The organism is Streptomyces sp. NPDC002156 (assembly GCF_053593675.1).
On record NZ_JBSFDA010000123.1, the window covers coordinates 20298 to 31536 of the forward strand.

At 69.7% G+C, this 11239-nt stretch carries 11 protein-coding genes; 2 read left to right on the plus strand and 9 right to left on the minus strand.

Going from position 1 to position 11239, the window contains the following annotated elements; genetic code table 11:
* Positions 1–119: 119 nt before the first annotated feature.
* The 4 genes from ACWCRB_RS35425 to ACWCRB_RS35440 form a co-directional block, all read right to left on the minus strand.
* On the minus strand, positions 120–1073 hold the full coding sequence (locus ACWCRB_RS35425) for a cytochrome c oxidase assembly protein (RefSeq protein WP_450999971.1): 954 nt from the start codon (positions 1071–1073) through the stop codon (positions 120–122).
* A 116-nt stretch (positions 1074–1189) separates the two neighbouring features.
* On the minus strand, positions 1190–2215 hold the full coding sequence (locus tag ACWCRB_RS35430) for a 6-phosphofructokinase (protein WP_450999972.1): 1026 nt from the start codon (positions 2213–2215) through the stop codon (positions 1190–1192).
* 200 nt (positions 2216–2415) lie between these two features.
* On the minus strand, positions 2416–3147 hold the full coding sequence (locus tag ACWCRB_RS35435; protein ID WP_105969560.1) for a type 1 glutamine amidotransferase: 732 nt from the start codon (positions 3145–3147) through the stop codon (positions 2416–2418).
* A gap of 37 nt (positions 3148–3184) precedes the next feature.
* Complete coding sequence (locus ACWCRB_RS35440) at positions 3185–4423, minus strand: MurT ligase domain-containing protein (protein WP_369037030.1); 1239 nt, start codon at positions 4421–4423, stop codon at positions 3185–3187.
* Positions 4424–4570: 147 nt separating this feature from the next.
* On the opposite strand from ACWCRB_RS35440, the gene def reads away from it, so the two are divergent.
* Positions 4571–5116: a peptide deformylase gene (gene def, locus ACWCRB_RS35445; RefSeq protein WP_450999973.1), complete on the plus strand. Its 546-nt coding sequence runs from the start codon at positions 4571–4573 to the stop codon at positions 5114–5116.
* A 71-nt stretch (positions 5117–5187) separates the two neighbouring features.
* On the opposite strand, the gene ACWCRB_RS35450 is transcribed toward def, so the two are convergent.
* A complete protein-coding gene (locus ACWCRB_RS35450) occupies positions 5188–5832 on the minus strand; it encodes a TetR family transcriptional regulator (RefSeq protein ID WP_450999974.1) in 645 nt (214 codons plus the stop codon).
* A 171-nt stretch (positions 5833–6003) separates the two neighbouring features.
* Between ACWCRB_RS35450 and ACWCRB_RS35455 the strand changes: the two genes are divergently transcribed.
* Positions 6004–7230, plus strand: coding sequence for an acyl-CoA dehydrogenase family protein (locus tag ACWCRB_RS35455; protein ID WP_450999975.1), 1227 nt, complete (start codon positions 6004–6006; stop codon positions 7228–7230).
* Positions 7231–7306: 76 nt separating this feature from the next.
* On the opposite strand, the gene ACWCRB_RS35460 is transcribed toward ACWCRB_RS35455, so the two are convergent.
* The 4 genes from ACWCRB_RS35460 to ACWCRB_RS35475 all read right to left on the minus strand — a co-directional run bounded on the left by ACWCRB_RS35460 (position 7307) and on the right by ACWCRB_RS35475 (position 11080).
* The gene (locus tag ACWCRB_RS35460) at positions 7307–7546 is read right to left on the minus strand and encodes a DUF6213 family protein (RefSeq protein WP_450999976.1); all 240 of its coding nucleotides are present in this window, start codon (positions 7544–7546) and stop codon (positions 7307–7309) included.
* Between the two features lie 25 nt (positions 7547–7571).
* Positions 7572–8966, minus strand: a complete 1395-nt coding sequence (locus tag ACWCRB_RS35465; RefSeq protein ID WP_450999977.1) for an NADP-dependent succinic semialdehyde dehydrogenase — start codon at positions 8964–8966, stop codon at positions 7572–7574.
* Positions 8967–9053: 87 nt separating this feature from the next.
* Positions 9054–9545 carry an NUDIX domain-containing protein gene (locus ACWCRB_RS35470; protein ID WP_450999978.1) on the minus strand — a complete coding sequence of 164 codons (492 nt, stop codon included), beginning with the start codon at positions 9543–9545 and terminating at the stop codon, positions 9054–9056.
* Entirely contained in the window at positions 9542–11080 is a 1539-nt protein-coding gene (locus tag ACWCRB_RS35475; RefSeq protein ID WP_450999979.1) for an ATP-dependent DNA ligase, read from the minus strand. The genes ACWCRB_RS35470 and ACWCRB_RS35475 overlap by 4 nt, the downstream gene beginning before the upstream one ends.
* Positions 11081–11239 lie beyond the last annotated feature (159 nt).

The window sequence follows — 11239 nt, forward strand, 5'->3', positions numbered from 1 at the left end:
AGCCGCTGGAGCCCATGTTTCCTGAAAGCATGAAGCGTCATACCCGCTCCCCCCGGCGGTTACGTCAGTCCATGCTACTGAATGAGAAAGTGTTTCTGGCAAGGGGAATTAAAGTTGATTCAGCGACCGCGTGCGTTCAGCGAGGCCAAATAGGCGTTGTACGCCTCGAGTTCCTTGTCGCCGTCCCGGTCGGCGGCCCGGTCCTGCCGCTTGGCCTGCCGCTGCTCGGAGCCGTACCACTGGAACAGCAGTGCCAACAGCACGAGCACGGTCGGGATCTCGCTGAACGCCCAGGCGATCCCGCCGGCCGCGTTCTGGTCGGACAGCGCGTCGATGCCGAGCGAGGCGGGCGGGTTCTTGTACGCCTCGACCATCGGCTCCGACGCCATCATCAGCGCGATCCCGAAGAACGCGTGGAACGGCATGCCCGCGAACAGCTCCAGCATCCGCATGAGATAGCCGGGCCGGTTGGGGCCGGGGTCGACGCCCATGATCGGCCAGAAGAAGATCAGCCCGACGGCGAGGAAGTGACACATCATTGCGATGTGTCCGGTCTTGGACTCCATCAGGAAGTCGAAGAGCGGCGTGAAGTACAGGACATACAGGCTCGCGATGAACAGCGGAATGGTGAACGCCGCATGCGTGACGATCCGCATGTACCGGCTGTGCAGCAGCGCGAGCAGCAGCTCACGCGGCCCCTTCCGCCGCCCCCGGCCCGCGACCGGCAGCGCCCGCAGCGCGAGGGTGATCGGCGCACCGAGCAGGATGAGGATCGGCGAGACCATGCTGATCACCATGTGCTGCACCATGTGCACGCTGAACATGACCATGCCGTAGTCGTTGAGCCGGGTGCACATGACGAGCATGACGCTCAGCACCCCGAGCACGAACGAGACGGTCCGCCCGACGGACCACTTGTCCCCACGCCGGGTCAGCCGCACGACCCCCCACGCATACAGCCCGAGCCCGACAAGACAGGCAACCAGAAAGAACGGATCAGCGGACCACCCGAGCCCCCGCCCCAAGGTGAAGGGTGGAAGATCCATGGTCATACCGTGCCCGCTGTGCTCCATCCCCCCAGAGTAGAACCGCCCCCGGTCACGACGAGGACCGGGGGCGACCTTCAGGGGCGCGGGGAACTGCGCGACAAGCCACGACGCACCCGCACCCGAAGAACAACCGTCAACGGCTAAAGCACACACTCGGCTTCCGCATACCGAGCCTCAGGAACCGTCTTCAACGTCTCCACGGCCTCGGCCAAAGACACCATCACAATGTCCGTCCCCCGAAGCGCGGTCATCCGCCCGAACTCCCCCCGATGAACCGCCTCCACCGCATGCCACCCGAACCGGGTAGCCAGCACACGGTCGTACGCCGTAGGCGTACCGCCCCGCTGCACATGCCCCAGAATCACCGGCCGCGCCTCCTTCCCGAGCCGCTCCTCCAGCTCCAGGGAGAGCTGCCGCGCGATACCGGCGAAGCGCTCATGCCCGTACACGTCCTTGCCGCCCTCGTCGAAGTCCATGGACCCCGCGCGAGGCTTCGCGCCCTCGGCGGCCACGACGATCGCGAACCGCTTCCCCGCCTCGAAGCGTGCGCCGACGCGTGCGGCCAGCTCCTCGATGTCGAAGGGGCGTTCGGGGACGACGATGGCGTGGGCGCCCGCGGCCATGCCGGAGTGCAGGGCGATCCAGCCGGTGTGACGGCCCATGACCTCGACGATCAGGACGCGCTGGTGGGACTCGGCGGTGGTCTTCAGCCGGTCCAGGGCCTCCGTGGCGACCCCGACGGCCGTGTCGAAGCCGAAGGTGACGTCGGTGACCGCGATGTCGTTGTCGATGGTCTTGGGGACACCGACTATCGGCAGGCCGTTGTCGGACAGCAGCCGGGCCGCCTTGAGGGTGCCCTCGCCGCCGATCGGGATGATCGCGTCGAGCCCCAGCTCGGCGACATGGCCCTTGGCCCGCTCCACGCCGTCCCGCAGATGCTCGGGGCGGACCCGGGAGGAGCCGAGGATGGTGCCGCCGCGAGCGAGGATGCCGCTCACCGCGTCGAGGTCGAGCTTGAGGTAGTCGCACTCCAGGAGGCCCTTCCAGCCGTCCCTGAAGCCGATGACCTCGTCACCGTGGTCCACGACGGCGCGGTGCACGACGGACCGGATGACGGCGTTCAGGCCGGGGCAGTCGCCGCCGGACGTCAGGACACCAATGCGCATCGCCCGAAAACCTTCTCCACGTGGGCCGGGACCGGACCACGCTGTCCGGCTCGATCCCCGCCACCATACCGGCGGCGGGGTCCCGGGCCGTAGCACCCGTCCGCGTGCTGGACACCTGCGCTCACCTGTGCGGATGCCCCGTCAGACGGGCCGGTGACGCGCAGGCGCACGGAAGGTGTACGAGCAGCGGGCGCGGCGGGTCAGGCGGGCTGCTGCTGCGCTGCCGAGATCCGCTCGTTGCGCAGCGCCTCGTACCAGCGGTCGTCGGTCGGCGGCAGCGCGTTGACGTCGAGGGCCAGCTTCAGCAGCAGGTCCGCGATCAGCGGGTTGCGGGCGAGTACGGGCCCGTGCATGTACGTACCGAAGACCGTGTCGTTGTACGCGCCCTCCGTGCCGTCCCCCGTGCCGTTGCCCTTGCCGAGCCGCACCTTGGCGAAGGGGCGGGCGGTGGGGCCGAGGTGGGTGACGCCCTGGTGGTTCTCGAAGCCGGTCAGCGGCGGCAGGCCGAGGCGCGCGTCGATGTCTCCGAGTACGTCGCCCACGCACCGCTCGCCCTCGCCGCGCACCGAGACGACGTCGAGGAGCCCGAGGCCGGGCTCGCGCTGACCGAGGTCGTTGATGAACTCGTGGCCCAGGATCTGGTAGCCGGCGCACACGGAGAACACGATCGCGCCGTTGCCCACGGCCCGGTGCAGACCGCCGTCGCGGCGCAAACGTTCCGCCGCGAGCCGCTGCGGACGGTCCTCGCCGCCGCCGATCAGATAGATGTCGCCGGAGGTGGGGATCGGCTGGTCGCTGCGCACGTCCAGGCGGGCCACGTCGAGGCCGCGCTGCCGGGCCCGGCGCTCCACGACGAGCGCGTTGCCCTGGTCGCCGTACGTGCTGAGCAGGTCCGGGTAGATCCACACCAGACGCAGCTGGTTGTCGCTCATGAAGTGATCGTCCTCAGTGGTCGGTTGGCGGCAGTGGTCAGTTGCCGACGCGGCGGCGCAGATCCTGGAAGGCGGTGTAGTTCGCGATGACCTCGATCCGGCCGGGCGGCGCCAGCTGCACGGCCTGGTCGGCGTTCTCGCAGACCTGGAAGTGCTGGTTGGCCACTTCCAGCCGGACGGCGAGGTCGAGCTTCCGGTCGCCGATGACGAAGATCGGGTGCCCGGTGAGCTGCGTGTAGTCGACGTCCCACAGCCACGAGGTGTCGGTGCCGTCGGCGCCCCGCGCGTTCACGGAGAGGATGACCGGGGTCGGCGGCGGGTCGATCAGGGAGAACGTCTCCAGCCAGCCGGCCGGGTTCTTGGCCAGCAGCAGCCGCAGATCGCGCTGCATGAACTGCACGACGTCGTACCGCCCGGCCACCGCCTGGACCTGGTACATGCGCTCCAGACCGACCTGCGGCGGTACGCCGAACACGGCGGCGACGGCGGCGGAGGCGGCCGCGTTGGACTTGTTGGCGCGCCCCGGCAGCTGGAGGTGGATCGGCCAGGCGGACCCGTGCGGGTCGAGGACGTGGTCGCCGCTGAGCGCCCAGCTCGGAGTGGGCCGACGGAAGCCGCACTGACCGCAGAACCAGTCGTCGCCGGGCCGCTGCATCACGCCACCGCAGGACGGGCAGGACCAGGCGTCGTCCTTCCACATCTGCCCGGCGGCGACCCAGATCACGTTGGGGGAGGAGGAGGCGGCCCACACGATCAACGGGTCGTCGGCGTTGGCCACAACAACAGCCTTGGATCCGGCGAGCCCCTCGCGCCAGTTCTCGGCGAGCATGCGGGTCTCGGCGGCGCGGTCGAGCTGGTCGCGGGAAAGGTTGAGGAGCGCGATGCACTTGGGGTCCGTGTCGCGGGCGACGCCGGCGAGGTACTTCTCGTCGACCTCGATGACCCCGAACTTGGCGTCCGAGCCGCCCGCGAGCGCCGAGGTGATGCCGGCGGGCATGTTGGCGCCGAGCGCGTTCGACACGACCGGTCCGGCGGCGCGCAGGGCCTCCGCGATGAGCCGGGTGGTCGTGGTCTTGCCGTTGGTCGCCGAGACGAGGATCACGTCGAGGTTCTGGGCGAGCCGGGCGAGGAGGTCGGGGTCGAGTTTGAGGGCTACCTTGCCGCCGATCACCGATCCGCTGCCGCGCCCTGCCGCACGCGATGCCGCCGCAACGGCCTTGCCGGCCGTCACGGCCAGCTTGGCCCGCGGAGTGAGCGGGTCCGAGTTGCCTGCCATCAGATCTCGATCCTCCTTGCGTACGCGCCGCGCCTGTGCCTCCGGCCACGTGGTGTGGACCTCAGCCTATCGAGATCCGTTCACCGGACCCGCATCGCGGCACCACCACGGCGCCCGCGCGACTTTGGTGACCGTACCCTTGCGGCCATGCGACAAGGCTCCATCCCGGGTACGCGAGGCCGCGTCCGCCCTCTGACACTGCTCGGTGACCCGGTTCTGCACACCCCCTGCGCGGAAGTCACACACTTCGACGCCGAACTCGCCGCGCTCGTCGAGGACATGTTCGCGACGATGTACGCGGCCCAGGGCGTGGGCCTCGCCGCCAACCAGATCGGCCGCCCCCTGCGGGTCTTCGTATACGACTGCCCCGACGACGAGGACGTCCGTCATGTAGGGCACGTGGTCAACCCCCGCCTGGTGGAGACGGAGGGCCTGCTGATGCGCGGCCCGGAGGGCTGCCTGTCCCTCCCGGGCCTGGAAGCGGGCACGGAGCGGTACGACGAGGCGGTGGTGGAGGGTTTCACGGTGGCAGGGGAGCCGGTGAGGGTGGCGGGCACGGGTTTCTTCGCAAGATGCCTCCAGCACGAAACGGACCACTTGGAGGGCCGAACGTACGCGGACCGCGTAACGGGCTGGCGCCACAAGAGGCTCATGAGGCAAGCAACCCGAGCAAACTGGCACCGGGCGAGCTGACCCACCGTCTTTGAGGGGCGCGGAGAACTGCGCGACAAGCCCCCACCGGGCCCGCACCCGACACACAACCCTCAGAACCCCGGACCCCCCACGCGATCCCCAGCGGCAGCGAGCCGCCCCCACAACAAATCAGCCAAACTCCGCACCAACTCAGCCCGAGAACACGGCCGTTCCCCCAACCACCAGTCCCCCGCCGCATGCATCATCCCGACTATCCCGTGCCCCCACACCCGAGCCAACTGCTGACTCCCAGGACCAAGATCCAGCCGATCCTCGATCACCTGGGCCAACTCCTCACCCATCAACCGCAGCAACGGCAACGCCTGCTTCCCCACGTCGAACCCAGGATCGCCGGGTGACACCCCGTCCGCGGGGTGCATCAGGAACCGGTACACCTGAGGCCGCGCCTCGATCGCCGCGAGATAGGTGTCCAACGTGGCCTCAACCCGCTCGCGCCGCTCCGCCGGAGCATCCAGCGCGGCCCGCAGCGAGTTGAGCAGGGCATCGGTGTGCCGCTTGGCCAGGGCGGCGTAGAGTCCGCCCTTGTCGCCGAAGTGCCGGTAGAGAATGGGCTTGGTGATGCCCGCCTCGGCGGCGATGGCGTTCATCGAGGCGCCGGGGCCGTCGCGCAGCACCACCCGGTCCGCGGCCTCCAGCAGCTCGCGCCGACGGCGGTCGGCCGACCGCTGCTGATCGGTCTGCTGCGTGGATTCCATGGTCTCTCCCCACCCCGTGCTGATATCGGTGACGCCTGCGCAAACTAACACTCATCGGTCCATGCCCATCGAACGGGCTGCCGACCGTGGTCCGGGAGTTGACTTTTCCTACCGACGGGTAACAGACTCCAGTTACCGCAGGTAACATGCTAGTGCAGCACTGGAGGGGTCATGGCCGAATTCACCATGGAGCTCAACGACGAACAGAAGGAGGTTCGCGACTGGCTCCACGGGTTCGCCGCCGATGTGATCCGGCCCGCCGCCGCCGAATGGGACGAGCGCGAGGAGACTCCCTGGCCGGTGATCCAGGAGGCCGCGAAGGTCGGCATCTACTCGCTCGACTTCTACGCCCAGCAGTACTTCGACCCCACCGGCCTCGGCATCCCGATGGCCATGGAGGAACTCTTCTGGGGCGACGCGGGCATCGCCCTCTCCATCGTGGGCACCGGCCTCGCCGCCGTGGGCGTCCTCGCCAACGGCACCGAGGAGCAGATCGGCACCTGGATCCCGCAGATGTACGGCGACGCGGGCGACGTCAAGGTCGCGGCCTTCTGCTCCTCCGAGCCCGACGCCGGCTCCGACGTCGCCTCCATGCGCACCCGTGCCGTGTACGACGAGGCCAAGGACGAGTGGGTCCTCAACGGCACGAAGACCTGGGCGACCAACGGCGGCATCGCCAACGTCCACGTCGTCGTGGCCGTCGTCGACGCCGAGCTGGGCTCCAAGGGCCACGCCTCCTTCATCGTCCCGCCGGGCACCCCCGGCCTGTCCCAGGGCCAGAAGTTCAAGAAGCACGGCATCCGCGCCTCGCACACCGCCGAGGTCGTCCTGGAGAACGTCCGCATCCCCGGCTCCTGCCTCCTCGGCGGCAAGCAGAAGCTCGACGAGCGCCTCGCGCGGGCCCGTGAGCGGGCGAAGTCGGGCGGTGAGCGCGTGAAGAACGCGGCGATGGCGACGTTCGAGGCGAGTCGTCCCGCCGTGGCCGCGATGGCGGTGGGCACCGCTCGGGCCGCGTACGAGGTCGCCCTCGACTACGCGAAGACCCGGGAGCAGTTCGGGCGCCCGATCATCGACAACCAGGGGGTCGCCTTCCAGCTCGCCGACATGCGTACGTCCATCGACGCGGCGCGGCTGCTGACGTGGCGGGCGTCGTGGATGGCGATCAGCGGGAAGCCGTTCACGGCGGCGGAGGGGTCGATGTCGAAGCTGTTCGCGAGTGAGACGGCGAAGAAGGTTACTGGGCAGGCGATTCAGATACTCGGGGGGAACGGGTACACGCGGGAGTATCCCGTCGAGCGGATGCATCGGGATGCGGCGATCTACACGATCTTCGAGGGTACGAGTGAGATTCAGCGGTTGGTGATTGCTCGGACCTTGTCGGGGATGCCGATTCGGTAGTGCGTCGGGTGCGGGTGCGTGGGGGCTTGTCGCGCAGTTCCCCGCGCCCCTAAAAGCAGGTCGGTCACCGCAGCCCCTACCCGGGAGTGCCGCCGCTGCTGTGGGCGATGCAGGCCACGTCGATCCGGTCGGCCAGCTTGGCCAGTTCGATCGTCAGGGCGGCCACCGTGTCCTCGTCGAGGTTGTCCTGGCCCGCCTCCACGAGATGCAGCCAGCGACCTCCGACCGTGCGCAGCAGTTTGCTGACGTCGGAGGCGGCCACCTGCAACGTGCCGCGGTCGTCGACGATCAGAGGCAGAGTCACTTCGCGGTTCACAGGGGGGATCGTAGCCGCGGAACGCTCACGCTCCGTGCCATACCGTGGTGATGTTGCAGAACTCGCGGATTCCGTGTCCCGACAGTTCACGCCCGTACCCGGACCGCTTCGCCCCGCCGAACGGGAACGCCGGGTGGGACGCGGTCATCCCGTTGACGAACACACCGCCCGCGTCAAGATCCCGTACGAGACGGTCCACCTCGGCCTCGTCGCGGGTCCAGACATTCGAACTCAGCCCGAAAGGTGTGTCGTTGGCGATCGCCAACGCCTCCTCCAGATCGGCCGCGCGGTAGAGCGTCGCGACCGGGCCGAACGTCTCCTCCCGGTGAATGCGCATCTCGGTCGTGATGTCGGCGAGGATGGTCGGCGCGTAGTACCAGCCGTGGTCCGTGAGGCCCTCGGGGCGTTCGCCGCCGCACAGAACCGTCGCGCCGCTCTCGACGGCCTCGTCGACCAGGGACTCCAGTTCATCGCGTCCCTGCTCGCTCGCGAGCGGGCCGACCTGCGTGTCCTCGGCCAGCGGATCGCCGACCTTCAGCGCGGCCATGGCCGTCGAGAAGCGTTCCGCGAACGCGTCGAAGACGTCCGTGTGCACGATGAACCGCTTGGCGGCGATGCACGACTGACCGTTGTTCTGCACACGCGCAGTCACGGCGACCTGCGCGGCCCGGTCGACATCGGCGGACGCCAGGACGATGTACGGATCGCTGCCGCCCAGTTCCAGCACCGTCTTCTTGACCTCGTCCCCGGCGACGGCCGCAACCGCACGCCCGGCGGGCTCGCTCCCGGTGAGGGTGGCCGCCCGAACACGGGGGTCACGAAGGATCTTCTCCACCGCACCCGAACCGATCAGCAGGGTCTGGAAGCAGCCCTCCGGGAAGCCCGCCCGGCGGAACAGGTCCTCCAGGTAGAGGGCCGTCTGCGGCACGTTCGAGGCGTGCTTGAGCAGGCCCACGTTGCCCGCCATCAGCGCCGGCGCCGCGAAGCGGATCACCTGCCAGAGCGGGAAGTTCCACGGCATCACCGCGAGCACCGGGCCGAGCGGACGGTAACGGACCAGGGCCCGGGAGCCGCCGGAGTCCTTGACGTCGGCCGCGGCGGGCTCCTCGTCGGCGAGGAGCTCCTCGGCGTGGTCGGCGTACCAGCGCATCGCCTTCGCACACTTCGCGGCCTCCGCGCGGGCCTGCGTGACCGGCTTGCCCATCTCGACCGTCATCGTGCGGGCGATGTCGTCCCGGTCCTCGTCGAGCAGGTCGGCGGCCCGGTGCAGCAGCCGGGCGCGCTCGGCGAAGCCGGTCGTGCGGTACGTGTGGAAGGCGGCCTCGGCGGTCGCGAGCCTGCGCTCGATCTCCTCGCCGCCCATGGCCTCGTACGTCTTGATCGTTTCGCCGTTCGCCGGATTCACCGTCGCGATGGGCATGCTGGTCTCCTGCCTGAGGGCTGTCCTTCGACCTTCCCGCGCGCCGATGGCCCCCGCAACGTGTACGCCGACCACCAGCACGGTCTCTCAACGCCCCGAGTGCTCCGTCAGCCGGTCCAGAAACCCGGCCTGGGCCGACACGATCACGGCCCGCGCCTGCTCCAGCGTGAACCACCGGACCCGGTCCAGCTCGGGAAACTCCTGCTCCCGCCCGGAGCCCCTCGGCCACTCCATCCGGAAGGTGCCCGGTACGACAGCGGCCGGATCGAGATCGGCCTCGATCGCCCACGCCGTGACGACCTTCCCACCTGCCTGCCGTACGTCACCCAGCGGCACGGCCTCGCCCTCCGGCGGCGCCAGCCCCAGCTCCTCCTCGAACTCGCGGCGGGCGGCGTCCCATGCGGTCTCCCCGTCCACGTACTCACCCTTGGGGATCGTCCAGGCCCCGGCGTCGCGCCGGGCGAAGAAGGGCCCGCCCATGTGCCCGAGCAGCACCTCCGGCGCCGCGTCGGGCGCGGCCCGCCGGAACAGCAACAGTCCGGCGCTGCGCTTCCCGTTGGCCTGCGCCTTCGCTGTCACTTTGTCGCCTCCGGGTGCGCGGCCAGCAGGGTCTGTACGGTGTCGGCCTCGGCCGGGGTCTTGTCCTCGCGGTAGCGGACCACACGGGCGAAGCGGAGGGTGACGCCGGCCGGGTAGCGGGTGGACCGCTGGAGACCGTCGTACGCGATCTCGACGACCAGTTCCGGCCGTACGGTCACCACCCAGCCGTCGTCCGAGACCGCAAGCTCCTGCAGCCGCTCGGTCTGCCAGGTCAGCATCGCGTCGGTCATGCCCTTGAAGGTCTTGCCGAGCATGGCGAAGGTCCCGTCGGGGTTGCGGGCGCCGAGGTGGAGGTTCGAGAGCTTGCCGGTACGACGGCCATGGCCCCACTCGGCGGCCAGGACGACCAGGTCGAGTGTGTGGACGGGCTTCACCTTCAGCCAGGCGGCACCGCGCCGGCCCGCGCTGTAGGGGGCGTCGAGGGCTTTGGCCACGACGCCCTCATGGCCGCGCGCGAGGGTGTCGGCCAGGAACTTCTCGGCGGCCGGGGTGTCTGCCGGGCCGCCTGTGAGCAGGCGCCGCACGCGCATCGGCTCGGGGACGAGGCGGGCCAGTGCGGTGTGCCGTTCGGCGAAGGGAAGGTCGAGGAGGTCGTGGTCGTCGATCGAGAGCGCGTCGAAGAAGACGGGGGAGACGGGGGTCTCCCGGGCCGCCGTCGTCACGTCCACGCGTGAGCCGACGCGGCCGGCGGTCTCCTGGAAGGAGCGGGGTCGTCCGGCGGCGTCGAGGGCGATGACCTCACCGTCCAGGATGAACCGCTCGTCCCTCAACGTCCGTGCGGCGGCGGTCACTTCGGGGAGTCTGTCGGTGATGTCGTCGAGGGTGCGGGTGTAGAGGCGGATGTCGTCGCCGTCGCGGTGGACCTGGACGCGGATGCCGTCCAGTTTCTCCTCGACGGCACAGGCACCGAGCTTCTCGACGGCTTCTGCGATCGAGGTGGCGGTGTGCGCGAGCATCGGCTGGACGGGGCGGCCTACGGTGAGGCGGAAGCGGGAGAGGGCTGGTGGTCCTTCGGCGAGCAGGGCTTGGGCTACGGGCTGGATCGCGCCCGCGAGCATCACGGCCCGGCGTACGTTCGCGGGCGGTGCCTCGGTGGCTACCGCCAGCCCTTCCACGGCGACGGCGTCCAGGGCGCCCTGGCGTACCTCGCCGGTGATCAGCCCGAACAGGAAGCGCTGTTCGTCCGTGGTGGCCGCGGCCAGCAGTTCGCCCACCAGGCGTTTGCGTTCGGCCTGGGAGCCGGGGCCGGTGACGGTGCCGATGGTGGTGAGGCGGGCGTCGACGTCTTGGACGGTGAGGGAGGGTTCGGGGGCGCCGGGGATTTGCTGGTCCAGCACTTTCCAGCCGATGCCCAGGCGTCCCTGTGGGAGGCGTCCCGCGAGGTAGGGGATGACGAGGGGGACGTCGTCGGGGGCGGCGTCCCGGAAGAGTTCGGCGAGCAGGGCGATCTTGCGGGTGCGGGCGGAGGTGGCGGCCACCTCCTGGGAGACGTGGGCCAGCCGGGTGAGCAGCATGGAGCCATGGTGCAACGGGGGTGGCGGGTTCACACCTGGACGGTTTTGTTTCGCCCCCGCCGCCCCTACCCGTTCCCATCCCTGGGGGCTGCGCCCCCAGACCCCCCTATCGCGCTGAACGCGCTCGTCCTCAAACGCCGGACGGGCTGGTTTGTCAGC

Coding starts and splice junctions, on each gene's coding strand:
- ACWCRB_RS35430 (WP_450999972.1), bottom strand. CDS start 2,215: ATGCGCATTGGTGTCCTGACGTCCGGCGGCGACTGCCCCGGCCTGAAC.
- ACWCRB_RS35450 (WP_450999974.1), bottom strand. CDS start 5,832: ATGGAATCCACGCAGCAGACCGATCAGCAGCGGTCGGCCGACCGCCGT.
- ACWCRB_RS35465 (WP_450999977.1), bottom strand. CDS start 8,966: ATGCCCATCGCGACGGTGAATCCGGCGAACGGCGAAACGATCAAGACG.
- ACWCRB_RS35435 (WP_105969560.1), bottom strand. CDS start 3,147: ATGAGCGACAACCAGCTGCGTCTGGTGTGGATCTACCCGGACCTGCTC.
- ACWCRB_RS35425 (WP_450999971.1), bottom strand. CDS start 1,073: ATGGAGCACAGCGGGCACGGTATGACCATGGATCTTCCACCCTTCACC.
- ACWCRB_RS35440 (WP_369037030.1), bottom strand. CDS start 4,423: ATGGCAGGCAACTCGGACCCGCTCACTCCGCGGGCCAAGCTGGCCGTG.
- ACWCRB_RS35455 (WP_450999975.1), top strand. CDS start 6,004: ATGGCCGAATTCACCATGGAGCTCAACGACGAACAGAAGGAGGTTCGC.
- def (WP_450999973.1), top strand. CDS start 4,571: ATGCGACAAGGCTCCATCCCGGGTACGCGAGGCCGCGTCCGCCCTCTG.
- ACWCRB_RS35475 (WP_450999979.1), bottom strand. CDS start 11,080: ATGCTGCTCACCCGGCTGGCCCACGTCTCCCAGGAGGTGGCCGCCACC.